This is a genomic window from Nocardia sp. CA-128927 (genome assembly GCF_050955855.1).
Taxonomy (GTDB): domain Bacteria; phylum Actinomycetota; class Actinomycetes; order Mycobacteriales; family Mycobacteriaceae; genus Nocardia.
Genome location: NZ_CP192087.1, coordinates 2,164,595 through 2,186,869 on the forward strand (window position 1 = coordinate 2,164,595; position 22,275 = coordinate 2,186,869).

Here is a 22,275-nt window from a genome sequence, read left to right on the forward strand (position 1 = left end):
GCGTGTGCGAGCCCTGTTCCACTCCGTCTGACATCGCATATCAAGGAGCTTCGACATGGTCGACTACACCCAGCGGCAGAACGTCACCGCCCGGCTAGAAGGGTTCTGGGGCACCGACGGCTACGAGTACGGCAGCATGCACATCGGGAACCTGGAGGGGGAGAAACTGCATTTCTACGACCCTGATCAGTACACCGAATACCATCACTACACAGATCGCGGCAAGCTGCTCATCTCCTTCATCCCCGAGAACGGCCTGTCCAACTGGATGCGCTACGGCAGGTTCAACCCGACGATCCGGATATCGAAGACCAAGTCGGACGAACAGATCGCCAGGGAGATCGAGCGGCGGCTACTTCGCCCTGTTCGCGAACTCGTGGCCGACGCGAAAGCACGCAAGGAAGCAGACGACGAGAAGTACGCGGCCCGCTCAGCCTTGATGCGCAAGCTGGTCATGATGCTCGGCGGCCGATCGTTCACCACAGACCGCGGCCTCGAGCGGCGAGGCTTCGACACCGAGATGTCGAACAACACCGTGCGAGTCGAACACCGCGGCAACACAGTCGAATTCAAGATCACCATCGACCCCGACGAGGCACTGAGATTCGGTCGCCGGATCTCGGGATTCTTCCACTCCGAGCGCAAGCGCGACGCAGCCTGACCGCTCACCCCGAAGCGCTTCCGGGGCCGTCGCCGCGGCGGCCCCGGACAACCATCAAGCAACCAACCATGCTGGGAGAGAAGCGAATGCAGCCGCACTACTTCGTCGTCACGGAAAGGTAACTCCACGTGGATCGTAAGCTAAGACGTATCAATAACGATTTAATGCTGGTGATCGAGAATGGGCGGATGGTGGGAGCCGTTGAGCCGATCGCTTCGTCGGTGTGGTTTTTTACCGATATCAATGACTGTTACTTCGTCGGCGATGATCTTGAGGAAGGTGTCGTTGAACTTTGCCGAGTAGAGAGTGGGCAAGTCTAGAGTAATTGAGACAGCGAAGCTCAGCAGTCTCCGCCTTCGTTAAGGTGAAGTCCTCATTTGTGTCAGTCGGCGTTCGCCGTCTGAACACGTTCTGTCTACATAAACGCAGATAAAGGATATCTTAACTAATTTGACAACTCAACAAGGAGCCTTTTTGATAACGGCATGAACGTCTGCCGCCTGTCGACATGGAATAGCGGACGCTTCGCCTGCGTCGATGCGGGGCCGGACGTAGCCAGGGATCTCGCTACGTCCGCGTGGGCGGCGATCATTTCGCGATCCGAACCCATGTTCGGGCGCGCGACGGCTGCTCGATCGCTGAAAGGATGCCCGTGCTCGACTATGCCGATTCCTCCGAGTGGGGCGCTGACGCCGAAAGACCGGGGCTCCCGGAGGCGCCCAAGTCTCCGGCAGGTAGTTTTCTGCGCGAACTCAGGGAACGGCGCAGGCTTACCCGCGCCCAGGCGGCCAACCTCCTGCACATGCAGGCGAACTCCCTCGGCTCGCTCGAGAACGGCAATCGTCCTGTCCGGTCCGAGTTCGTCGACCAGGTCGCGGCAGCATGGCACCTATCTGGCGACGAGGAAAGGCATTTGCGTCACCTTGCCGAGGCTGGCGGCAAGGGCAAGGCCGCAGCGAACATGCCTGACTACGCCTTCGTGATCACTGAAGAGATGCAGGTCGGCCTCGATGGACTGTTGCCGCATGCGGCGGCATGGGTGGACCCTTACTGGCGCGTGCTGGCTTCCAATTCCGCGTATCGCCGCGCGTATCCGGGGCTTGAGGAAGCGGGAAATGTCCTGACCTGGTTCTTCCGCCACCCTGAGTCCAAACTGACAATGCTCGACTGGGAGGGGGAGGCCGCCTTGACCGTGGCGTGGTTCCGCGCCCTGATCGGCGAGCATGGCTGCCCGAGCTGGGCAAATGACCTTTTGCGAGATCTCAGCGATTCCGACGACTTCATGCGGCTGTGGACGAGCGGCAGCGTGACGTTCAATCGCCGCTCGCCGTACATGCACCTACGGAATTCACGGTCCGGCGAGCCCTACACGCTGCTGGTGCAGATCACTCGATCTCCAGGCAATCTGCCACCGATGCAGCACTTCCTCGGCGTTCTTATGAGCTATAACGGCTCGGACGAACTGGCCGACCGGCGAGGGTGATAACGGCTCAGGGTGCCGGGTTTAGGCCATGCAGTGCCAGGTGAAGAAATGCGGTGAGAACGGCATTGGTGGGCTCAGGGTGGGTCCAGTTCGCCGCATGACCTGCGCCCGCGATGGTCACGACTACGCCACCCGCCCCGAACAGCCCCTGTGTCAGGTCCGCAGACTTCGCCGCGGTGCTCGTCGCGTCGTGGTCGCCGCGCAGTACGAGTGCTGGGCAGGTGATCTCATCGAGGCGATCGAGCACCGAGTCACGGTCGATGAGGTTGTCGGCGGCGTCCCGGATTCCAGCGCGATCCGAGGAGATCCATTTATCTATCCACGGCTGCTGCTGCGCGGCGCTTCCCCCGATAAGCTGGGGTGCCAACTGAAGGGCCATCGGCATCAGAGGAACGGCAGGATCGCACCACGCGCCGAAGAGAGAGATGTATTGGTTCTTCTCCTCAGGAGTAGAAGCGTCGGCGGTGGTGTCGAGAAGGATCAGCGATTCAACCCGTTCAGGAGCGGTCAGCGCGACGCGCAGGGCGATGTAGCCACCCTGTGACATGCCAGCGATGACAGCCCGATCGACGCCGGCGTGATCCATCACGGCAAGGCAGTCGTGCGCCAAGTCCCAGTAGGTGAATGGTTCTCCAGCCGGCGCTTGGGTCCGGCCATGGCCGCGGGCGTCCCAGCAGATGAGGCGATAGCCCTTCTCGGCCAATGCCTGCTGAGGATCGAACTGTGTCGTGTCCATGAAGAACCCGTGGGCAAACACGACAGGCAGGCCGTCACCGCCGGTATCGGTGTAGTGGATCTGGACGCCAGCATTGCTTGCGAACATAGTCGTACTTCTTTCCGACGAACTCAATTGGCACTTCACTGTCGGGGGGCGGCGCGCTGGTATGCGATAGCCACCCTTGCGGGACTGTGGGACAGCATCGTCCCTGTCGGAGTACATGCAACCCGATCGAATGGCGCGCGTCCATTCGGATACCAATTCAGTTTGGAATTGCAGTAGTTCGGCGCGAAGGCCCATGTCCGCATGGCACGCGCACCGTGATTGGGTAACGCCAGTTCAGCGCTCCGTGTGAGTGATGCAAGTCACTGAAACGGACACCTCGTCGTTGCCGATATCCTCTGCTTCGCTCTGTCGATAAGAGGCGTTGTTGTCAACAGGAAGCCAATTCAGAAATGAATGGCTCTGGTGCTTGATGGGAGCGGCCTCGGTCATGTTCCATAGCTTCGCCGAGCGTGGTCGGGGCGAGGCGGCTCACCTTCAGAAGAGAGGATGTTTCCGAATGCTGCAAAGCGCCCGTAGGGCCAACGATGGCCGCGAGCGCGTGTTCCTGACTAGATGTCAGAGCCTCGTGCGCCTTGAGGCGCACGCCGTCGAGAGGCCGAGCTATGTGGCCTTCACCTTCCCCGACGGGACCTGATGGCAAGAGCGGCGCATGCCCGCGCCAGTTTGGCGTCGGGGTTGAAATGATTCACATTCGAGTTAACGCAACAAATGGGAGACCATCATGGATCCGCCATCCATAATCGGCGCAGAAGAGCCACGACATACACGCTACTTACCCGCACTGCGGCGGCAGTACTTCAATCGGGAGGGGCAGCCCATTACCGACGAGCAGCTTCACCAGCTGCTCCAAGACCCCGACTATTGCGTGCTCGCGTGCACGGCGACCGGCTGCGGATGGGTGCAAACCGAGTTCGTCGGAGAACATCACAGCTGGACCGGTGTCGGTAAACCGCTGCTGTTTCGCACGACGATCTTCGGCGGACGGCGTGACGGCGAAGTGCGCCGTTCCGGCGACGAACGCGAGGCCATGTGGTGTCACAACGCGTGGGTCGAACAGCAGGGGCAGTAGCTGTTCACGCGAGCCTCGCACCTGATTTCAGAGGCTCGTGGCAATCAAGAAATGGAGAAACGTGGGCAGACGTGGAACAAGATTGCAGGCCGCCACCGGCCGATCAGCGCAGCGTGACCAGGAACGCACACTCGAAGCGGGCCGCAAGGCCGACCTCGACAGGCTCGACGTCGAGGTAGAGGAAGCTCGCGCACTCGCTGGCAAGGCGATCGCCGAGGGCGACTTGTCGATGGCGGCAGTGCATATGAGCAGCGTGGAGGCGCGCCAGAGAACGAGAGCTCTGGTGCGGTTACGAGCATTCGACCTGTTGTAGGGCAGGCCAGAAAGTGAAAGCCCTGGGGCGCGGAGAGTTCCACGCCCCAGGGCGGCTGGTCCGGCGCGGCACACACGAGTCGCGAACCGAGCGCCGGGGCTTCAGATCGCCACCGGCCTATTGAGTTGTTATTCAGTTGTGCCCGCCACCACCGGCGGGTGCCCCCTCGCGAGTCCGCGAGCGGGAGATCTGGTTATGGTACGAGCGTACAAGTCTTGATCGCGTTGTCACGATGTTTGCAGAACCCGGCGCACGGGCCATTCACCGTTGACCGACGCGGCGCGCTCGAGCAGTTCGACGGCCTGGCGCTCGAGCTGCTCGGCCTGCTCGCGCATACGCTCTGCCTTGGCCGACAGCCACCGTCGAAAGTCGGCCTGGCGCTCGTCGTGCCAGCGCTCCTGCGCAGCCATCAGCTGCCGCGCGGTGAGCGCGCCGACATCCGGGAACTTCCGTCCCAGTACCCAGGCCAGCCTTGTTGCCGCAACCGCGTCTGCGTCGGCGGTGTGGGCTTGGCCCATCTCGAGCCCATAGTGATCGACCACCGCGGCCAGGCGGCGCGAACCCGGCCGAGTCGGGTCACAGTGCCTGTCGATGACATAGGGATCCACGACCAGCCCGCGCGCCTCCCATGCCCCCAGTGAGGCGCGGAGGCATTCGCTCGCCATGACCGTGCAGTCGAAGCTGCCGTTGTACATCGCCAGCGCGTACCCGGAGGCCCACGCGCTGGTCACTGCGTCTGCGATCTCGCGAAGTCCTGTCGTGTAGTCAAGCCCCTCGGCTCGGGCCTTCTCCGTGGTGATTCCGTGTACCGCCGCCGCTCCGTCCGGGATCTCGATACCTGGGTTGAGCAGCCACGTCCGCTGACGCAGTCGGCCACCCTCGACGAGCACCAGGCATGCCGACACGATCCGCGCCGTCAGCGGGTCTGCCGAGGTGGTCTCCAAGTCAAAGCCACCGAGCGGCAATTCAATCCACGGAGGGGTAGCGAGGGCGTTCACTCGCTCGCCTGCCGCCGGCTTACCTCGCGCCGCTCGCGAGATTAACTGCATACACCACCCCCAGAAGAACCGTTCCGGCAATCGTGGATGCCGCGCGGACCCAGAGTCGATCGAGAGTGCGCCGACTGGTCCCCGGCCACATCGAAGCGGCCAAGTAGGCAACGACTATCAGCAGTGATGCGACCAGAGCGATCGTCATCAGTATGTGCATCGGGTGCACCCTCCAGCTTCATGGATGAGCCGCAGGCAGCCGACGTGCCACCTGAACCTCATACACCTTACACCCTAGGTTTAAGGTGTATGAGGTTCGAATTGAAAGGGAACCACATGAACGCGAACTTCGACCCCGGAGCCGCAGCCGCACGTATCGACGAGATCGACCGCCACCTGAACGAGGAGAACGCTCTCTTCGAGACAGAGGAGAACGCCGGCCGGATCACCGGCCGCGCTGCCGAGAAACACTACGAGTTGATCGAGGCGTACGAGGAGGAACGGCAGATCCTGAATGAGCAGCTGAAGTCCTGGCGCGCAGTCCATGGCGGGGCGGTTCCCGACTATGACCCGGACCAGATATGGCAGCGGATCGCCTCCATCACGTTGTCGCTTCAGGGCTCGAACGATGCGCTGGCAGACAAGCAGGATCGCGGCCAGGACGAACTCGACGACTACCGGCGTATCGAGGTTGGCAGTGACGAGCTGCTCGATCTCAAGGCCGGACTGCTCGACTGGCTTGCCCAAGGCGGCAGGCCGCCGGCCGCGTGGGTGGCCGAGTGAACCCTGTCGAACGAATCGTTCGCGAGTTGGCCGCTCTCGTCGACGAGGTCCAAGCGTCCCAGCCGACGCCCCCAGACCTTGTCGACATCGCCGGGCACACCTGGAGCTGGTGGAAGGGCAACCTCTACCGCGACGGCACCGGTCGCGCGGTACCTCGCCAGCTCATCCAGATCGCAGACAAAGACCACGGCGCCTGAGCGCACATTGTGAATCGACTAACTATCAAGGGAGAGAACGTGTTCGAACTGCGCCTGAACGAGAACCTCATGCGCCCTCTTCAGCACTGCACGATGGAGGCGCTGAACTGGCGGCTGGGCTTCACGCTCTTCGACGAGTGGGACGAGGACTGCGACGACGAGCGGTACGCCTTCATGCCGGATTTCGACATCGCCGAGTACGACCAAGGCATTGGCGAAGGGTGGCTCCGCCTGCTGTGCATGATGCTCAATGGCACCGCTGCGACCGAGTACTACTGCAAGCAGCGGCTTTTCACGCTGGTTGGGATCGATGAAGAGGTCGATATCCACTTCGATACTCATGTCGAAGATGACGAGATGGACGAAATCACAGTCTGGATCCAGACGGTCAACGACCACACCCGGCTGACCAGCGTCACCTACTACAGCCACCGCGCGATGTGCTGGCAGGAGCGTACCGGCGACTGGCGACCCGTCGTCACTGCGGAAGACCTGATCCGCATGATTGCCACCGATCTCACCATCGAACTGAACCGAGTGCACCGCAAACTCGTTGCCGCCTAGCGGTACGGGCGACGAGATGGCGAAGGGTGGCGACCTCTACGAAATCGGCGAAGTCGAGTCCTCGATCTCGACCCTGAAGCTCGAAGATTGAACGGTTAGGGGTGGACGTGCACGACGTCGCCACCCGCGAGTACCGCCATGTCGGCAGGGGTGCGTAGCTCGACCTGCACGTAGCAGTTGTCATGGCTGCCGTGGTGAGTGACTCTGCCGATTGTGCCGGTGCGTAGGCGAGCCTTCTTACGCCAGTTCAGGATCATTCCGGCGTGCTCATCGGTGAGTTCCCACGCGGTGAGTTCGGTCTTCATGCTGCGGCCCTCTTCGCTTTGATCGCCTGCGCGTAGGACATGTTCAGGCTGTTCGCGATTCGTTTCGTGTCGACGCCGGTGCGGGCGAGTGCTTCGGCGTATCGAGCCTTGTAGCCGAATGGCACCGACACCTGCTCGCCACGTTCGAGCGCGGCGAGGATCGACGGGTTCAGCGGGGGCGGTTCAGGTTTGGTAACTGGCACCGCCAGTAGCCGCGCCGCGACGTCGGGCGCGTAGCGGGCCGTTGAGTTGTTGACGATTCGGCTGATCGTGGTGGTCGATACCGCCGATGCCTTGGCGATAGCGGCTTGGGTGTGGCCGGCGCGCATCAGCTCGAGGATGTGGGCGTGCAGTTCACTGGTGCTGTGGTCGTCGACGACGCCGGCCAGATAGTGGATGGCTTTGTAGACGTGCGAGAGCAATGCTTCGGCCGCGGCGGCGAATTCGACATCGCCGATTTCGAACGGCGTGTATTGGTTCGCCGCGTCGGCAGCCGCGTGGAACGCGTCGAGATCCTCGCGTGCGTACGTCATTCGTAGGTGCTTTCCAGTGTGGCGACCATGTGGGCGGCCAGGCCGACAGCGCAGTGGTAACTGATGTCGTCGGTGAGGATCAGCTGGTATCCGGTGCCGGGCTGGGCGGGATCTTGATATGCGGCGAAGACCAGATAGTCAGTGGCCAGGCCGCCACCGGATTCCGCCGCGACATAGCGGCGTATCGCTCGTTCGAGGTCGTGACGGGGGGACAGTGCATCACTCACCGGCGCCGTCCTCGGTGTCGCGCTGGCAGTTGTGATGGAGGATGAGTTCGATTTCGTCGGCACCGGTGATCGGCTCGGCGAGACCTTCGAGGAGCAGCTCTGCGCAGCGTGGGCAGGAGTATGCATACCCATGCTCGGTCAGTGCCGGGGAGGCCAGTGGCGCACCCGGATTGGACGCGTCCGCGGTGGCGTGCTGGCGGGTGACGCTGGCGAGCGGAATGCCGAGCACGCGGTAGACGCTGCGGGAGATGGTGAAGATCATGACCTAACCAGACTCGATCGGTGGGTACCCAAGAGGACGACGGTTCGGGGATTGGCGCGGTCGAGTTCGATCACGCCGAGCTTGGCGGTGCACTGCGAGTCATCGCGCCACAGGATCCGGTTTCCTGCGTCGCATACGTGCTTGAGCAGGTTGTCCGCGTCGACGATGCGACGCGTGCGTCGGAAGAAGATGCACGTCATTGCGATGTTGCCGGTCAGCGGAGCAGGGATGGCTTGGGAGAGGAGCCATCCGGTGCGGGCCTCGGCGTGGAGGTCGTCCTCTGCGGTGTACGCGCGGCGATTTCCGAGGCGTGGACGCCGTTTCGGGTGGGGCTCGCCAGGGATGACGATCACATGCTGTGGGGAAATTAGTGCCTGTACCGCGGTGGTCAGCTCGTCAGGCAGCATCACGATGGCCCTCGGCGATCACACGGAGCCGGTCGAGGGCACGGTGGTAGAAGATCGTCGATGGCGATTCAGGGACCGGGATTCCAGCCCACACAGTCCCGCCGATGCACTCGTCTTGGTTCGCGAATTGCAGTGCGTACGAGGCGCATTCGGGTTTGACGGTACAGCCTCCGCAGGCGCGTTCGAGGCGCTCGGCTTGGCCGCCGCCGCGGTTGTCGCTCTCGTAGAGGCGGTAGTTGCTGGTGCCACGGCACTTCGCGTCGGTCATCCATTCGCGGTCTTCACCGGCCATATGCAGTTGTGTGCTCGCTACTTCAGGGGTCCGACCAAGACGATCGCACCGGAGTCGAAGGCATCCTGGAGGCGCTGCATCGCAGCTTGCGTCGTGTCGTCGACCGCGACGGCTCGATCGATCACGCGGGCGAGATCGTCGAAGAGTTGCTGCGATGCGTGTTGGCGCTGATTCACAAGATGTCCTGATGGGGGAGTGGGGCCGCCCGCCGCAGTTGCGCCTACTCCGCTAGGAGAGGAAGGGATCTTGGGCGCACTTTCAATTCCGGCACCCGAGCCGATGGAACAGCTAGAGGACTCGGCGGTGATGTTGACGGCGGGCGGCAAGTTCAATCGATGATCAGAACGGCGGAGGAGCGTCGTCCGGATTGGAGTAGCCGCCGCTCTGCTGACCGCCGCCAGTGCGGGTGGTCTTGGTAATCTTCGCCCGTGCGTTCTTCAACGATGGGCCGATCTCGTCGACCTCGAGTTCGATGACGGTCCGCTTGTCGCCGTCCTTGGTCTCGTAGGTCCGAGGCTTCAATCTGCCGGACACGATGACACGTGAACCGCGGGTCAATGACTCGGCCACGTTCTCGGCAGCGTCGCGCCAGATGTTGCAACGCAGGAAAAGCGCCTCGCCGTCCTTCCACTCATTGGTGTTTCGGTCGAGCACGCGCGGTGTCGAGGCGACGGTGAAGTTCGCGACCGCCACGCCGGCAGGCGTGAAGCGAAGCTCGGGATCGGCAGTCAAGTTGCCAGTGATATTTAGGACTGTGTCTCCGGCCAACGGACGGAACTCCTTTCAAGCGGTTACGCCACAGCCTACATCGATACATGCATACACCTAGGTGGTGAGGTGTAATAGGTGCCGGTGGAAGAGGCAAAACCCCCTTACACAGCGCGGTGCGAGGGGGTCGAGAGCCGGGAACTACGCGGAGCCGAAGGCGTCGTTCACCCAGTCGGCGAGCCGCTGGCAATGGCCCTCGCGAATGTAGGCGTCGGTGTGGCGGCCATCGGTGAGATATGCCTTGGCCTGAGAGATGACGGTGGCGGCCTCGATCCAGTTCAGCGGTGACCACCACCGCTGGAACCGCTGCTGAACAGCGATATCGACGATCGACTGACCCCAGCGCGTGAAGCCTTCGGGACTGTTCATCGTCCAGTACGCGCTGAGATCGGCGACTGAGCGCAGCGGAGATCCGAGCGGCAACGCGGTGATCGGATCCCGCTCGGCGATAGCCCAGTTCGCCGTCATCCCCGTGATCGGGCGCTGCCCAGCGATACCCGACGTGCTGGAATCGACCGACGACCAACCTGGCGGGCGCAGCGGGTCCGCGATCAGTGCGGCACCGGACACCTCGAGATCGGGGTACAGCCCCGCACCGATGTCCGCAGCGACGTCACCCGCGATTCCAGCGCCCTGGGAGTAGCCGGCCACGATAACCCTGTTCGGTGATTTCGCGATGGCGTTCAGCAGCGCCTGGCACCCCTCCCGCACGCTGGCGTGGTACGAAACACCGCTGCCGCCATAGGTCGCCGGGTAGGGAACATAGGCGTAGCGGAAGCGTGTCGGGTCGAGGTTGCGGGCGAACGCTTCGGTCACCAGATCGCCCCCCGCGTTCCACGTGCCACCCATGACTAAGACGTCGTACAAGATTGAAACTCCCTATCTCGGAACGTAATACGGTCTTCGCCGCGAACCTGGTCAATGACCATGGCGACGAGTTATCGAACTGGCGCAAGGGAAACCGGTTGTGCGTAGGGCCGGTAGCAGGAATCGCTGCGCATGGCACTTGGGTTCGGCTTCGTGACGGCAGAGTTCGCGGTCCTTGCACCCGGCGAGCTGACATACATCCACCCCTGACACGATGGGCAGCCGTGAGCGAAATCCAGTCCGGCAGGCCCGTTGCCAAGCCGGTCGCCGAGGACATCCCGGTCGAGAAGGCGTGGAAAGAGGGCCGCCGGGTCTATGTCAGGGCCGCGAGATACAGCAAGCTCGAAGAAGAGATGGAGACCAAAGGCACCTGGGACGGTGAAGTCGGCGCCAATTGGATCGGAACCAGCAAGCTCGACTCAGTACTCCCGGCGATCCGCGCCGATCTCGAGCGACTTCGAGCAGAAATGGTTGCTGACACTGGTCGGGCGTCCGGCACGACTGCTGAGCCCGTGCCGAGGACCGACGTTGCTACCGAGCTGTTCGACTCCGTGCAGAGGCGAACAGAGGACCTGGCTACCAGCCTGGAGCGAATCGCTTCGACGATCCGTCTGGACGCCAGGCAGATAGGGGCCGACCTGCCCGTGAGCAAGGTGATCGGCGATGTTGTTTCCGCGATCACCGACGGGATCGGCAATCTCGGTCCGACCTTGTCGGGTTTGATCAATGACGCCGCGCGCTTGGATGTCGAGCGCGCCGAAACGCTGCGAGCGTCCGCTGAGGGGGCGTCCGCGCGGCAGGTGGAAGACGTGGACTAGTTGCCAGTTGCGATCCCAGAGCGTGATCCGCGCTCGGCCCTTCCGCTTCCATGCGCGGAACTTCATGCGCGGGAAGTGTTTCGGGTGCCGCGGCAGTTGGCGGCGGCTCACTCGGGTTCCTGCTCGATGTGCAGGCGGGCCGCGATCAGGGGCAGGCCCAGCGCGAGGTGCGCGGCCACTCGGCGATGGCCGTTCCACATGCGATTGCGCTTTCCGCCACGCTGATCGGCGCACTGGGCGATGTCGATCGGCGTGTACTGCCCGTTCTCGGCGATGCTCTGCACCACCGTGAGCATCCGAGCGGAATCATGGGTCCATAGCCAGCCCAGTTCAGTGGCCCAGGGATCGCCGTCGCCGGTGCCGTCGTCGTGAACGATGTAGCTCAGCGGAAGTTCGTGGATGTCGGTCACGCGGCTGCTCCGCGCGGGTGGCTGCTGTAGCGCGACGTACGGAAGACGACTTCCACGGCCGTCGGTGCGCCGCAGAACTGGGAGGTGGTGCGGATTTCGACGTCGCGTAGTTCGAAGGTATGCGTCGCGTCGTCGGTGGAGATGATGAGGGCGTGCTCGTTGCCGGTCAGATCGAGTCTGGGTTTGGCTGCCACAGTGGATTCCTTTCAGGGATGGACGATTCGGGTGATGCCGGCGGCCTCGATGAGCTTGAGGCAGCCTCCGCACGGCTCGCGGGTGATGTAGAGAGTCGCGCCGATCAGGTCGTAGCGATTCGCATCCAGTAGCGCGTTGGCCTCGGCGTGCACCGCGACGCATGCGCCGGGGCCGGTGTCGTAGGAACTGCCAGGGGCACAACCGGATTCGCGGCGCGGGCAGGATTCACAGCCAGGCTTTTTGGGCGGGCTCTCGTTGTAGCCGGCACCGCGCAACCTGTTGTCTTTGGCCACGACCGCGCCGACTTTGGCTCGTACACAGGTGGATCGGATCGCGACAGTGCGCGCCACCTCGAGGAAGTAGGTATCCCAGTCCGGGCGGTCGCCGACGGAGTCGGGTGCACCCCAGTCGTAGGTCTCGAGCATGGATTCCAGGTCGATCGCGATCGGGTCCTGACCGGGCAGCAACTGCTGCACGCCCAACAGCATTACCTCGAGCGCGCCGTTGACGCGCTGACGGTGGGCTGTGGGCTTCTTTTCGATGAGCAAACGTTCAGGTTCCGATCTTGGCGTAGTTCGGCCGCCACGGGAGCGTCACGATGACACCTGCCGGCCCGGTCCGGTTCTTGCCGACAATGAATTCGATTTCGCCGGTGGGGATGCCGTCGATTTGTGGGTGATGCAGCAGAAACGCTCCGTCGCAGTCCTGCTCGATATCGCCGGTCTCGCGCAGGTCCGAAAGCACTGGGGGCCTGGAGGATTGCTCCGGGCCGCGGTTGAGCTGGGAGGCGATGACTACGGCGATGTCGAGTTCCTTGGCCATCTTCACGGCCTCTTTCATGACGTGGCCCAACGCGTCTCGGCGTTCACGTTTGCCCTTGGACGCGGTGACCAGGCCGATGTAGTCGATGAGCACCGCGTCCAGGCCGACGGCATGTTTCATCTGCCGAGCGACCGCGAACATGTCCTCGATCGTCAGCGTGGAGTGGTCCATCATGTACAGCTGCGTCTCGTCGACCCGGCCACCGTTGCGGTACAGCTCGAGCTTGCGCAGGTCCCACTGGTCCAGCTCCCGGCGCGTGATGTGGCTGTAGCTTGCTTCCGCACCAGCGGCCATCACACGTGAAACCATCTCCAACAGCGACATTTCCATGCTGAAGATCAGCGAGGGATGGCCGCTCTCACCCAGGAACTGACCGATGTTCAGCAGCCCGATTGTTTTCCCTCCGCCGGGCCGACCCGCGATGATGTAGCACCTTTTCGGATGCAATCCGCCGGCGATGACGTCGTTGAGGTGTGGCCACGGGGTGGGGAAGATGCGAACCTCATCGGCTGGGGCCTGCTGCCACTTCCACCAGTCCTCGGCGGCATCGGAGAGCTTGTGCACGCCCTCGGGCATCGGTGCTACTACCGGCACGAACTCGTCCAGGCCGTGCCCGGCAAGGATGTGGTCGGCGGCGTCCTTGCCCGCGGCGGGGGCGACCAGTTCGACCTCGGCGTGCCCATCCAGTAGCGCAATCGCCTGGCAGGCGTGGGCTTCTCCAGGCTCGTCCATGTCGCGCACGACCACGACCTTCTTGCCGTAGAGCGGCGTCAGGTCGAACATGCCGAGCTTGCCCGCGCCCATGGCGTTGCAGGTCGCCACGCCACCGAGGGACTCGATGGCCAGTACGTCCTTTTCGCCTTCGACGAGGTACACCACCGTCGCCTCGCCGAGGCGGCACGCACGGAACAAGGTGGTGCCCTTGGTATTTCCACCCTGGCTGAATCGTTTGAACGGGGTGCGGCGCACGATGCGGCCGTCGTCGTACTGGTAGGTCGCACCGTGGGGGTTGTCGAACAGATCCGACATCGCCAGTCCGAGCGCATCGAGCACCGTCGCGGTTTCGTCACTGTGGCAGTGCACGAGCACCTGGCCTTCGATGGCACGGATGGACACCGACCGATCAGCCGGGGAGTGACCGGGGGCCTGTGCGGTCGCGGAATTGCCACCCCGCTCGATCACCACCAGGCCGTGGTCACGAAACGCATCGATGACGCGGCCGTAGGCGATCACGTGGTCAGCTCCAGTTGCTCGCCGTGGGCCAGAGCGCGGCGCTCGAGTTCGGAGCGGTTCGCGGTGATCCAGTTCTTGAACTCGGCACGGTAGAAATCACGTATCGCGTCGGGGTCGTCGCGGTCGATGCGCGGCGGCGGCGGATATGGGAGGGTCCAGCGCATGCCCGTGATGCGCTCGATCGCATCGGAGTAGGGGTAGTCAGACCAGCGGTCGATGAATGCGGAGATCCGCTCCGGTGAGCTGGTGATCGGCATCCGTTTGACGCGGTCGATGATGTCGCCGGGTTTGATCGGCCAGCGCTGGGGCTGCCGGTAGTAGTCACGGACAGCGCGTAACGCTTCGGTCGGGCCGATGTCGTCGTCGGAGAAAAGGTCCGCCCACGCGGCCAGCCGCATCTCATCGGCCGGCGGCATAGCCGGATCGAGTGCTTCGGCGGCGGCGTATGCCGTGGTGGCGGCTTCGATGTGGCGAGTGTTCACAGCAGTTCTCGCATGGGTTGGTCGGCCTTGGCGGCGAGGCGGCGCCCGAGTTCGACGGTGGCGTTGACGCGGGTGCTGGCATCGAGGCTGCGGCGGTCGGTCGGCTGGGGAGCGTCGGCCCACCGTTCGCCGTTGAGCCATCTCGCCGGGTGTGGGGTGTAGAGGTCTTCGCGAAGCGGATCCTCGGCGTAGCGACGGGTGGCGGCCACCAGCTCGTCGAACCCGATCTTGGTGAGGGCCTTGGCGAAGGCTGGGCGGGCGGCCTGCTTGGCTTGCTTGCGCGGCCATACCGACCACCACTCGTCGAATCCGTTGTCCTCCACCGGCTTGGTAGATGCGGTACGCCGGGGACGTTTCGCTGGACCTCCGCCGGGAAGCATGACTCCGGCTGGCGCGGTGGAGATTTCGATCAGTCCGAAACGTTCGAGGAGGGTGTGGGTGGAGCCGGAGGTGAAGGCGAACCAGATGCTTGATGGCACGACGAATGTGTCGTAGCGGGCGCAGTACAGCCACCCGCGCATCAGCGAATACTGTTCGCCGGGGGCGAGATTGGCGTACTGCGGCCCATCAGGAAAGTCGTCGGGGACGGTCACGTTCACGCAGCGACCGCCTGCGCCTTGGCTTGCCGGGCGAGACGGATCTCGCGCATACGTTCCTGGCTGCTCGGATACGGGCGCACACCGCGCACAGCGATGGAGTCCTCGTCCCACTCGAACGGCAGCTTCCAGCGTCGCTCGGCGCCGAGCTGGCGGGCGGCGTTGCTTGCGCCGGGCTGCATCTGGAGCAGTGCGAAGGCGCGTTCCAACTTCAACTCTGTGGCCTCGTCGACGTGCTCGATGCGGTCGAACACCAGCGCGCGCAGCCCGTTCATCGAGACATCAGCCTTGGCCGCGATGTAGGGGATGGTGTGGCCGAACGCGATCAGGGCCTGAGTGCGACGGCGGGAGCCGAGAGCATCGACGAACCCACTCGGCGCGGCCGGTGGCCGCCCGCTCGCTTTCATCAGAGCTTCGTGAGTCTCGCGAGTGACCGCGGTGACGCGGTGGTGCAGGATAGCGACGATGGTGGTCCGGCCGACGCCGGTTTCTCGGGAGATCAGCGATTGGTTGCTGTTCTGTTCGTTGATCAGGAACTCGAGGTGGCGGCGGCAGGTGTCAGCGAGGATCAGATTGTCGGTCAAGCGCATGGCGACTCAGGCATTCGGGTAGGCCGAAGTCGCGGCGGCGCACCGGGTTTGGGCAAGGCTGCGCCGTCGCGTCTGCGGGAAATGAGGTGAGGTGTGGAGGTGCCGGGGCTTACGACTGGCCCGGCTGATGGGTCCTGAGCCAGCGCACCAGCTCCTCGCGCATGATGATCTTGTTGCGGCCGACCGGATGGAAGGCCAGCTCGAAGTTAGTCATGGCGTCGTAGATCTTGCGACGCTGCAAACCTGTTGCGGCAGAAGCCTCTTCGGGGGTATAGGAGATCTTCTCGACGGTCATGCGGTTTCCCAGTCCGGTTCGAGGTCGACCGGCGAAGACGGTGCCGTGGAGAGGGCCTCGGGAAGTGCGCCGACGGTGCGCCGATCCTCGGCGGCGGTCGACACGTACTTCTCCAGCAATTTGATTGCGACCTTGCGGTGCATCGGCGCGGCCGGCGCGTTCCAGGGCGAGTTCGCCCGGTCGGTGCCACGGGCCTTGTCCTTGGATGCCTGAATGATCTCCGGCGTCGCGTCGGCGACAGTGGAAATCGCGCCGCCGAAATGGACGGCATAGGCATACGCCGCTACCGCCTTGCCGCGTTGCCCTTCGGCGCGCACGTGCTGGGGACGATCGTCGCGGTTGGCGTCGAAGGTGTACTGGTCGTGTTCGTAGACCGGTTCGACGACGACCTTCGAGTACAGGCCCGTGCGCAGAATGCGCTGCATGATGCCCTTGTAATCTTCCCAGCCTTCGACCTTGCCGCCCTTCTCCACCAGGTGGAACAGCCCCCCGCCCGGTTCATGACCGAGAGTCGCGCACCGCATGAGCGCACGCAACATCGAAGCACCTCGATCTCTACGGATGACCGGCAACAGATCCGGGCTGGCGTTCACCGCGGATTCGGCCAGCCGCAGCCAGCGGTCGATTCCGAACGAAGCGGGCAGCACAGCGGCGAAGTCGGCGCGGTGGCGCTGGATCAGTGCTCCCGCGCTGAATTTCGCTTCGTCGACTGCATTTGTGATGGACTCGGACATTAAGCAGCCTCTCCGGCGACCTGGGCGGGAATGTAGCGAGCCCACACGTCGTGGTTGCGCGCCTTGGCCTCGAATGCACCGCCGGGTACGAACGCGCGTAGCTTGCCGGTTCGGATGTTGGTGGCCTGGCTGGATGCGGTTTTCGCGCTGGCAGCGGTGGTGACGATGCCCCACTTGTACGGGTTGGCGCGCAGGATGGCCGCTTTGTCTTGATGGGCGGGCGGTCTGCCGCCATTCGTGGCCGCGGGCGGCACGGTGTCGAACAGTTCCATGGTCATCCTTTCAGGGCGTCGGTGATGGACTCGAAGTGCGGATTGGGGGCGGTTTTCACGAAAGGCGTTCCACCCTTGCGTGATTGGCGTGTGGCGACGAGTTGATCGCCACACATGGCGCGCCAGGAACTGGCCATGGTGAGTGCCAGTTCATTGCGGACGCCGGTGAGTTGGTCGGCGGCGTGAGCAAGCCGCGTCTGCGCGTCCCACCATCGGTCGGCGAGATCGGAGTGGATCTCGATCGTGCTGCCGTCGATTTCCGGATGCAGGTAACGCAACGCCTCATACGTGGCACCGTGATCATCGAGGTCAGGTTCCTGGTCCGCGGCAAGGGCTTCCATGAACTCTTGTCCGGCCGCCAAGAGTGTGGCCCGGTCCTGCTGAGTCGGCTCGAAGCGGTACGTTCGCCAGTCGCCGACCCCGACGACCATGCGAACCCACAGGCCGCGCAGCCCCATGACCATGCAGTACCAGGCGATCTGGGTCTTGTAATAGACCGGGATCTGGTCGGACCCTTCGGCGCCCCACTTGTCCTCGCGCGCAGCGCATTTGATCTCGATGCCGTCGACGAGGTTGCCCGCCTGGTCCCAGATGAGTCCGTCGGGATTGGCGATCATCCAGGGATGGTCGGCGTGGCGGTAGGTGGTGCCCGTGGTCATGGTGTGCCCGGCGGGCAGCAGGTTGTCGCGGTAGTGCTCGTAGATCACGGGCTCGAACAGCGAACCCATCACCATGTACTCGTTTTCGAGCACCGGGGGAATTCGGTCCTTCTTGCGCCACCACAGGGTCCAGTAGGACTCCCATGGATTCAAGCCCAGGACCGCGGAGATCTCGCTTCCGCCGAGCCCAGCGGCGCGAGCCGCATGCCACTCGGGGGAGCCCGCCTTGAACGTCCCGATGGGGACCGCAGTCCCGTTGAGTGGCGGTGTATGGAATGTCACTTCTTGTGCTCGGCTAACTATTTCGTAGTTGCTTGGTCGGTGATGTATCCGGCTTGTTGGCGGTGTATGGCGCGGCTAGCTCGCTGTATCCAGGTTCCACCTGCAAGTTTGCTGCACCCCTCCGCGTCATACACCTAACACCTTAGCTTCTGCGGTGTATTGCTGTCGAATTGCCTGTACGTCACCAAAGCAATCGGACCGTCAGAATGGGGCTCATACACCTAGATGGGCGGTGTATGTGGGATAGACTGCCTAGCAATAGCGAGCTAGAGGGTTCACCACCGGAACCTGACTGCCGCTTGTACGCAGCCCCCGCGACCCCGAGGAGGAGTTATGGCCCGCGGCCCAGTAGCACCGGAGCCGTTTGCGAGCTGGATGGTTGAACAGGGCTACACCGATCCGTACGGCAAGCCCAGCATGACCGCCCTCGCGACCGCCGCCGGCCTCGGTCCGACCACCGTCCACCGCCTGTTCCGGACTGTTCGCGGCAACGGGGACACCCAGCCGGATCCCCCTACGATTTCTAAACTCGCCAAGGCGCTGAATCGCGCCGTCGACGAGATTTCGGCGGTGTTCAAGATTCCCGCCAAGGCGTCGGAGGTGTGGAAACCACCGGTCGAGATCGAGTTCCTCGATCGCGGGGACCTTGTCGTGATCGATGAACTGGTCAAGCGTTTGGCCTTCCACAGGCGGAAGACGATTGCCGCAGAGGCAGCTCTGGCGACTGCCCGTTCCTGAATTGTCGTTAAAGACAATAGGGCCCGACTCTCTCGTAGAGTCGGGCCCTTCGCGTCTGGGTCTATTCCAGGCCATGCTCCATGCGGTAGCCGCGTGCCATCAGTTCAGCGAGGTCACACAGCTTCAGTGCTAGGTAGAAATTTTCCCTGGCGGTGTCGGATGTCATCTCATAGATGTCCGAGGCGTGCGGGCCGAACTCCACCGAGAAGTATCCCTGCCCCTCGATCTGTGCGGCCCGTGCCCGCGCTGCGCGGCCGTCGCGATGGATCACCTCATAGGGTGGAACGTCTTGCGGCTCAGCCACTTCCTCGCCGGCACGCCACGCATCCGCCATCCGGTCGGCAAGGTCACACAAATGCAGCCCGGCTTCGATGTTCCTACGCGCGGCGCAGACCTCGACATCGTTGGTCTGGTTCATATCTGGGCCATAAGTTGTCGACAGATAACCCGTTCCCTCGACCTGATTGGCCTCCATGCGGACGATCCGCTCGCAGAGCGTCAACAGGTAGATCACGCGATCGTTCGGCGGTGTCGTGGCTCTGTGGGACATCGCGGGCGGATCCTGTTCGACGGGCGGGGTGGCATCGGGGACCGCCTGCTCATGGCCCGACGCTCATGACAAGTGTGTCGACGCGCTACCTGGGTGCTTCTCAGAGCCAAGTACTGAAGCAGGTCGCTTGGCTGCGTTGTTCCGACGGCGTCCTCGCAGCAGCGCCGCGTCCGGGTGCGGCGGCTGCGGGGTTTCCGCTGCTTATGCAGTTATTAGGCTTAACTTTGGCCAGTGTCGCAGGGGCTGTTGGCGCCAGTCAAATTGCTACCACCCTGAAGTATTCACGTGCGCGTTGGCCTGTTCCCGGTGGGGGTGTTTGCTGGGAGGGGGTTCCGCTGACCTGGGCGTTTGTCGGTCTTCGACAGTCCGGTTCGTGTGACACGATTCACATTATCGGGTTTCTTGCAGGTCGGGGCACAAAAATGCCCCCAAAACACCAGCTAAACAGGCGTCGGGGGCAAAAATCAGTGGGTCCAATCTTGCGGAGCACCGACTTGTGTGCAGTTCTGTGGTGACCTCAACCTGCCCTTGATAGTTCAAAAGCCCTATAACCAATGGTCATAGGGCTTGAACAAGGTGCGCCATCAGGGACTTGGTCACAATTTTGGTGCCTCTGGACACTTGAGATGTGTCCATGCGAATGAGGCTAACCCTCAGCGCTTAGCCTCGTCAACCAGTGACCAACGCGACCTTGCCCCCTACTCGCCATCGATAGGTAACACGCTCATCGGCGTGGCTGCCTGTGAAAAGTGATGGCAGGACGTGTGGTGGGTGAGGATTCGCGGGCGGATCGCCCTTCCCGTCGTCGGCGGCGCAGGATGGCGTGCGCGCGTGCTGTCGATCCGGGTAGTCACTGCCTGTGACGTGCAGGCTCTGGACACCGCGCGCAGTCAGATCGCGCGGGCAATGAATCGGCGCACGGGTGTTGCGTGACCTCAGCACCCGTGGGTAGTCGCTGGTGTGTGGATCATTCGACAGCACCGATTCTGGACGCGCTCGCCGACTACCACCGGCTCGGCCGCTACGGGTTCACTCCGCCCGGTCACCGCCAAGGTCGCGGCGCGGACCCGCGCGTGCACGCCGTGCTCGGTGACGCGTTGCACGCGGATGTACTTGCCTCGGGTGGGCTCGACGACCGGCTGGCCCGGGGCCACTACCTGACCGACGCCGAAGAACTGATGGCCGACGCGGTCGGCGCCGAAATGGCGTTCTTCTCCACCTGTGGCAGCTCGCTGTCGGTGAAAGCCGCCATGATGGCGGTGGCAGGCGGTGGTGACGGACTGCTCGTCGGACGTGACAGTCACAAGTCCATTGTCGCGGGGTTGATCTTTTCCGGTGTCCAGCCTCGCTGGATCACCCCACGCTGGGACCCCGACCGGCACATGTCCCACCCACCATCGGTCGAGCAAGTGCGCCAGGCGTGGGAACGACACCCGGACGCGGCGGGCGCGCTGATCGTCAGTCCCAGTCCTTATGGCACCTGCGCCGACATCGCCGGCATCGCCGAGGAATGCCACCGACGCGGCAAACCGCTCGTGGTCGATGAGGCCTGGGGCGCGCATCTGCCGTTCCATGATCAACTGCCGACGTGGGCCATGGATGCCGGTGCGGACGTGTGTGTGGTCAGCGTGCACAAGATGGGCGCCGGATTCGAACAGGGCTCGGTGTTCCACGCCCAAGGTGACCTCGTCGACTTTTCCCGTTTGAGCGCCTGCGCCGATCTGCTCATGACCACCAGCCCCAATGTGCTGCTCTATGCAGCCATCGATGGGTGGCGCAGGCAGATGGTCGAACACGGAAACGAGCTGCTCTCGGACGCGTTGAAACTGTCGGACCGAGCACGCTCAGAAGTCGCGCGGATCCCCGGAATAACGGTGATGGACGATGAACTGCTCGGTGTGGAAGCATCCCACGATCTCGACCGGATGCAACTGCTGATGGATGTATCCGCCACCGGCGCAACAGGATACGAAGCCGCCGACTGGCTGCGTGCGCATCGCCACATCGACGTCGGTCTCAGCGACCACCGCCGAATCCTGGCGACCCTGTCCATCGTCGACGACGACAGCACCATCGGCGTACTCGTCGAAGCGTTGTCCGCCTGGCGGGCTCAGGTGAAAGATCCTCAACCGCACCACATTCGGCTGCTTGCGCCGCGCGAACTGGAACTCGAATCGGTGATGCTGCCCCGCGATGCGTTCTTCGGCCCCGTCGAAGCGGTACCACTGATCGAAGCTGCCGGGCGGATAGTCGCGGAACAGGTCACGCCCTATCCGCCAGGCATCCCCGTGCTCGTGCCCGGTGAACGGATCAACAAGGCTGTCATCGAATACCTGCAGACAGGCCATGGGGCAGGAATGAATGTCCCCGACCCCGCCGATCCCGACCTGAACACACTCCGCGTGGTCGCCGAATGACCGCTGGGCGCACGGCGCAGCCGGACACATACGGGCACCACTTGGAGGTACAGCAACTGTGACCACTCGCTCGATCGCCGCAGGAGCTCTGGCAATCCCGGCTGTACCTGGCGCAGAGTCGGATCCGAAGTCCGCGGCGGGGCTCGCCGAACGCGCCAAGAACGCCGGACTGACGATCTCCGTCGCAGAATCATTGACCGCTGGAAACCTTGCCGCGACCCTCGGCGCTGCGCCGGATTCGGCCGACCGGTTCAGCGGGGGAGTTGTCGCGTATTCCGCGACGGTCAAACAGCGAGTGCTCGACATTCCCGACGTTCCCGTCGTTTCGGCCACGGCGGCACAGACCATGGCGGCAAACGTTCGAGCGTTGATGGACACCGACCTCGCCGTAGCCACCACCGGTGTCGGCGGCCCTGGTCCCCAAGACGGCGAGCCGCCCGGCTCAGTATGGTTTGCCGTGGCCACCCGTCACCGGGTTCAGGCAGAACACCGTCACTTCGGCGGCGACCCTCAACGGGTCCTCGAGCAGACAGTGCGGCACGCGATCGGACTATTGCTCGCCGCTACAAGACGATTCGACTACAGCGTGTCTCCCAATCCGTGGGATCGATGAACACCGTCCTTCTCGGACGTCCTTCATTCACGCCGGTCGACTGACTGCTGCTCGACCGTGGGGCC

The 22,275-nt window shown here is 63.4% G+C and carries 34 protein-coding genes and 1 pseudogene; 13 read left to right on the forward strand and 22 right to left on the reverse strand.

The genetic code is table 11. The features are described from left to right. Positions 1-55: 55 nt before the first annotated feature. The 3 genes from ACQPW1_RS10350 (at position 56) to ACQPW1_RS10360 (ending at position 2,144) form a co-directional block, all read left to right on the forward strand. A complete protein-coding gene (locus ACQPW1_RS10350; protein WP_433662511.1) occupies positions 56-661 on the forward strand; it encodes a hypothetical protein in 606 nt (201 codons plus the stop codon). A 128-nt stretch (positions 662-789) separates the two neighbouring features. Continuing rightward, positions 790-981 (forward strand): hypothetical protein, encoded by a 192-nt coding sequence (locus tag ACQPW1_RS10355; protein ID WP_433662512.1) that lies wholly within the window; start codon positions 790-792, stop codon positions 979-981. A 332-nt stretch (positions 982-1,313) separates the two neighbouring features. Further along, positions 1,314-2,144: a helix-turn-helix domain-containing protein gene (locus tag ACQPW1_RS10360; protein ID WP_433662513.1), complete on the forward strand. Its 831-nt coding sequence runs from the start codon at positions 1,314-1,316 to the stop codon at positions 2,142-2,144. Between the two features lie 7 nt (positions 2,145-2,151). On the opposite strand, the gene ACQPW1_RS10365 is transcribed toward ACQPW1_RS10360, so the two are convergent. Continuing rightward, positions 2,152-2,967: an alpha/beta fold hydrolase gene (locus ACQPW1_RS10365; RefSeq protein WP_433662514.1), complete on the reverse strand. Its 816-nt coding sequence runs from the start codon at positions 2,965-2,967 to the stop codon at positions 2,152-2,154. A gap of 682 nt (positions 2,968-3,649) precedes the next feature. On the opposite strand from ACQPW1_RS10365, the gene ACQPW1_RS10370 reads away from it, so the two are divergent. Both ACQPW1_RS10370 and ACQPW1_RS10375 read left to right on the forward strand, forming a co-directional pair. Then, positions 3,650-3,997, forward strand: coding sequence for a hypothetical protein (locus ACQPW1_RS10370; RefSeq protein ID WP_433662515.1), 348 nt, complete (start codon positions 3,650-3,652; stop codon positions 3,995-3,997). 61 nt (positions 3,998-4,058) lie between these two features. Further along, complete coding sequence (locus ACQPW1_RS10375; RefSeq protein WP_433662516.1) at positions 4,059-4,310, forward strand: hypothetical protein; 252 nt, start codon at positions 4,059-4,061, stop codon at positions 4,308-4,310. A gap of 227 nt (positions 4,311-4,537) precedes the next feature. Here the strand turns inward: ACQPW1_RS10375 and ACQPW1_RS10380 are convergent, their stop codons facing one another. Continuing rightward, positions 4,538-5,308, reverse strand: a complete 771-nt coding sequence (locus ACQPW1_RS10380; protein WP_433662517.1) for an exonuclease domain-containing protein — start codon at positions 5,306-5,308, stop codon at positions 4,538-4,540. A gap of 327 nt (positions 5,309-5,635) precedes the next feature. On the opposite strand from ACQPW1_RS10380, the gene ACQPW1_RS10385 reads away from it, so the two are divergent. From ACQPW1_RS10385 to ACQPW1_RS10395, 3 genes are read left to right on the forward strand one after another with little or no spacing between them, the layout of a single operon-like run. Continuing rightward, positions 5,636-6,082: a hypothetical protein gene (locus ACQPW1_RS10385; RefSeq protein WP_433662518.1), complete on the forward strand. Its 447-nt coding sequence runs from the start codon at positions 5,636-5,638 to the stop codon at positions 6,080-6,082. Continuing rightward, complete coding sequence (locus ACQPW1_RS10390; protein ID WP_433662519.1) at positions 6,079-6,279, forward strand: hypothetical protein; 201 nt, start codon at positions 6,079-6,081, stop codon at positions 6,277-6,279. Before ACQPW1_RS10385 ends, ACQPW1_RS10390 begins: the two co-directional genes overlap by 4 nt. Positions 6,280-6,318: 39 nt before the next feature. Beyond that, positions 6,319-6,843 carry a hypothetical protein gene (locus ACQPW1_RS10395; RefSeq protein WP_433662520.1) on the forward strand — a complete coding sequence of 175 codons (525 nt, stop codon included), beginning with the start codon at positions 6,319-6,321 and terminating at the stop codon, positions 6,841-6,843. Between the two features lie 95 nt (positions 6,844-6,938). Here the strand turns inward: ACQPW1_RS10395 and ACQPW1_RS10400 are convergent, their stop codons facing one another. From ACQPW1_RS10400 to ACQPW1_RS10425, 6 genes are read right to left on the reverse strand one after another with little or no spacing between them, the layout of a single operon-like run. Then, positions 6,939-7,148: a hypothetical protein gene (locus ACQPW1_RS10400; protein ID WP_433662521.1), complete on the reverse strand. Its 210-nt coding sequence runs from the start codon at positions 7,146-7,148 to the stop codon at positions 6,939-6,941. Beyond that, entirely contained in the window at positions 7,145-7,681 is a 537-nt protein-coding gene (locus tag ACQPW1_RS10405; RefSeq protein ID WP_433662522.1) for a hypothetical protein, read from the reverse strand. Before ACQPW1_RS10405 ends, ACQPW1_RS10400 begins: the two co-directional genes overlap by 4 nt. Next, positions 7,678-7,908 (reverse strand): hypothetical protein, encoded by a 231-nt coding sequence (locus tag ACQPW1_RS10410; protein ID WP_433662523.1) that lies wholly within the window; start codon positions 7,906-7,908, stop codon positions 7,678-7,680. Before ACQPW1_RS10410 ends, ACQPW1_RS10405 begins: the two co-directional genes overlap by 4 nt. After that, a complete protein-coding gene (locus ACQPW1_RS10415) occupies positions 7,901-8,170 on the reverse strand; it encodes a hypothetical protein (RefSeq protein ID WP_433662524.1) in 270 nt (89 codons plus the stop codon). The genes ACQPW1_RS10410 and ACQPW1_RS10415 overlap by 8 nt, the downstream gene beginning before the upstream one ends. Next, complete coding sequence (locus ACQPW1_RS10420; protein WP_433662525.1) at positions 8,167-8,577, reverse strand: RusA family crossover junction endodeoxyribonuclease; 411 nt, start codon at positions 8,575-8,577, stop codon at positions 8,167-8,169. Before ACQPW1_RS10420 ends, ACQPW1_RS10415 begins: the two co-directional genes overlap by 4 nt. Next, positions 8,567-8,869: a WhiB family transcriptional regulator gene (locus tag ACQPW1_RS10425; RefSeq protein WP_433662526.1), complete on the reverse strand. Its 303-nt coding sequence runs from the start codon at positions 8,867-8,869 to the stop codon at positions 8,567-8,569. Before ACQPW1_RS10425 ends, ACQPW1_RS10420 begins: the two co-directional genes overlap by 11 nt. A gap of 8 nt (positions 8,870-8,877) precedes the next feature. Here ACQPW1_RS10425 and ACQPW1_RS10430 point away from each other — a divergent pair, with 8 nt between their 5' ends. Continuing rightward, positions 8,878-9,057, forward strand: coding sequence for a hypothetical protein (locus ACQPW1_RS10430; protein ID WP_433662527.1), 180 nt, complete (start codon positions 8,878-8,880; stop codon positions 9,055-9,057). A gap of 181 nt (positions 9,058-9,238) precedes the next feature. Here the strand turns inward: ACQPW1_RS10430 and ACQPW1_RS10435 are convergent. After that, positions 9,239-9,637 (reverse strand): annotated as a pseudogene (locus ACQPW1_RS10435) (single-stranded DNA-binding protein); the annotation flags it as partial. A gap of 141 nt (positions 9,638-9,778) precedes the next feature. Beyond that, on the reverse strand, positions 9,779-10,504 hold the full coding sequence (locus tag ACQPW1_RS10440; RefSeq protein ID WP_433662528.1) for a PE-PPE domain-containing protein: 726 nt from the start codon (positions 10,502-10,504) through the stop codon (positions 9,779-9,781). A 224-nt stretch (positions 10,505-10,728) separates the two neighbouring features. Between ACQPW1_RS10440 and ACQPW1_RS10445 the strand changes: the two genes are divergently transcribed. Next, positions 10,729-11,322, forward strand: a complete 594-nt coding sequence (locus ACQPW1_RS10445) for a hypothetical protein (protein WP_433662529.1) — start codon at positions 10,729-10,731, stop codon at positions 11,320-11,322. Between the two features lie 107 nt (positions 11,323-11,429). Here ACQPW1_RS10445 and ACQPW1_RS10450 read toward each other — a convergent pair whose 3' ends face one another. The 11 genes from ACQPW1_RS10450 to ACQPW1_RS10500 all read right to left on the reverse strand — a co-directional run bounded on the left by ACQPW1_RS10450 (position 11,430) and on the right by ACQPW1_RS10500 (position 17,892). Beyond that, positions 11,430-11,732, reverse strand: a complete 303-nt coding sequence (locus ACQPW1_RS10450) for a hypothetical protein (RefSeq protein ID WP_433662530.1) — start codon at positions 11,730-11,732, stop codon at positions 11,430-11,432. Beyond that, positions 11,729-11,926, reverse strand: a complete 198-nt coding sequence (locus ACQPW1_RS10455; protein ID WP_433662531.1) for a hypothetical protein — start codon at positions 11,924-11,926, stop codon at positions 11,729-11,731. The genes ACQPW1_RS10450 and ACQPW1_RS10455 overlap by 4 nt, the downstream gene beginning before the upstream one ends. A 12-nt stretch (positions 11,927-11,938) precedes the next feature. Further along, positions 11,939-12,475, reverse strand: coding sequence for a deoxycytidylate deaminase (locus ACQPW1_RS10460; protein WP_433662532.1), 537 nt, complete (start codon positions 12,473-12,475; stop codon positions 11,939-11,941). A 4-nt stretch (positions 12,476-12,479) separates the two neighbouring features. Beyond that, on the reverse strand, positions 12,480-13,982 hold the full coding sequence (locus ACQPW1_RS10465) for a DnaB-like helicase C-terminal domain-containing protein (protein WP_433662533.1): 1,503 nt from the start codon (positions 13,980-13,982) through the stop codon (positions 12,480-12,482). Beyond that, a complete protein-coding gene (locus ACQPW1_RS10470) occupies positions 13,979-14,464 on the reverse strand; it encodes a hypothetical protein (RefSeq protein WP_433662534.1) in 486 nt (161 codons plus the stop codon). The genes ACQPW1_RS10465 and ACQPW1_RS10470 overlap by 4 nt, the downstream gene beginning before the upstream one ends. After that, positions 14,461-15,063: a hypothetical protein gene (locus tag ACQPW1_RS10475; RefSeq protein WP_433662535.1), complete on the reverse strand. Its 603-nt coding sequence runs from the start codon at positions 15,061-15,063 to the stop codon at positions 14,461-14,463. The genes ACQPW1_RS10470 and ACQPW1_RS10475 overlap by 4 nt, the downstream gene beginning before the upstream one ends. Further along, positions 15,060-15,650: a hypothetical protein gene (locus tag ACQPW1_RS10480; RefSeq protein ID WP_433662536.1), complete on the reverse strand. Its 591-nt coding sequence runs from the start codon at positions 15,648-15,650 to the stop codon at positions 15,060-15,062. The genes ACQPW1_RS10475 and ACQPW1_RS10480 overlap by 4 nt, the downstream gene beginning before the upstream one ends. Positions 15,651-15,759: 109 nt before the next feature. Beyond that, positions 15,760-15,945 carry a hypothetical protein gene (locus ACQPW1_RS10485; protein ID WP_433662537.1) on the reverse strand — a complete coding sequence of 62 codons (186 nt, stop codon included), beginning with the start codon at positions 15,943-15,945 and terminating at the stop codon, positions 15,760-15,762. Beyond that, positions 15,942-16,724 (reverse strand): recombinase RecT, encoded by a 783-nt coding sequence (locus tag ACQPW1_RS10490; RefSeq protein WP_433662538.1) that lies wholly within the window; start codon positions 16,722-16,724, stop codon positions 15,942-15,944. Before ACQPW1_RS10490 ends, ACQPW1_RS10485 begins: the two co-directional genes overlap by 4 nt. Continuing rightward, positions 16,679-16,951 (reverse strand): hypothetical protein, encoded by a 273-nt coding sequence (locus ACQPW1_RS10495; RefSeq protein ID WP_433662539.1) that lies wholly within the window; start codon positions 16,949-16,951, stop codon positions 16,679-16,681. Before ACQPW1_RS10495 ends, ACQPW1_RS10490 begins: the two co-directional genes overlap by 46 nt. Before the next feature lie 2 nt (positions 16,952-16,953). Continuing rightward, positions 16,954-17,892 (reverse strand): YqaJ viral recombinase family protein, encoded by a 939-nt coding sequence (locus ACQPW1_RS10500; RefSeq protein WP_433662540.1) that lies wholly within the window; start codon positions 17,890-17,892, stop codon positions 16,954-16,956. Between the two features lie 333 nt (positions 17,893-18,225). Between ACQPW1_RS10500 and ACQPW1_RS10505 the strand changes: the two genes are divergently transcribed. Further along, complete coding sequence (locus ACQPW1_RS10505; RefSeq protein ID WP_433662541.1) at positions 18,226-18,630, forward strand: helix-turn-helix domain-containing protein; 405 nt, start codon at positions 18,226-18,228, stop codon at positions 18,628-18,630. A 61-nt stretch (positions 18,631-18,691) separates the two neighbouring features. Here ACQPW1_RS10505 and ACQPW1_RS10510 read toward each other — a convergent pair whose 3' ends face one another. Further along, positions 18,692-19,144 (reverse strand): hypothetical protein, encoded by a 453-nt coding sequence (locus ACQPW1_RS10510; RefSeq protein WP_433662542.1) that lies wholly within the window; start codon positions 19,142-19,144, stop codon positions 18,692-18,694. 998 nt (positions 19,145-20,142) lie between these two features. Here ACQPW1_RS10510 and ACQPW1_RS10515 point away from each other — a divergent pair. Both ACQPW1_RS10515 and ACQPW1_RS10520 read left to right on the forward strand, forming a co-directional pair. Continuing rightward, positions 20,143-21,597 carry an aminotransferase class I/II-fold pyridoxal phosphate-dependent enzyme gene (locus tag ACQPW1_RS10515; RefSeq protein WP_433662543.1) on the forward strand — a complete coding sequence of 485 codons (1,455 nt, stop codon included), beginning with the start codon at positions 20,143-20,145 and terminating at the stop codon, positions 21,595-21,597. Positions 21,598-21,655: 58 nt separating this feature from the next. Further along, positions 21,656-22,210, forward strand: a complete 555-nt coding sequence (locus ACQPW1_RS10520; RefSeq protein ID WP_433662544.1) for a CinA family protein — start codon at positions 21,656-21,658, stop codon at positions 22,208-22,210. The last annotated feature ends 65 nt before the right edge of the window (positions 22,211-22,275 follow it).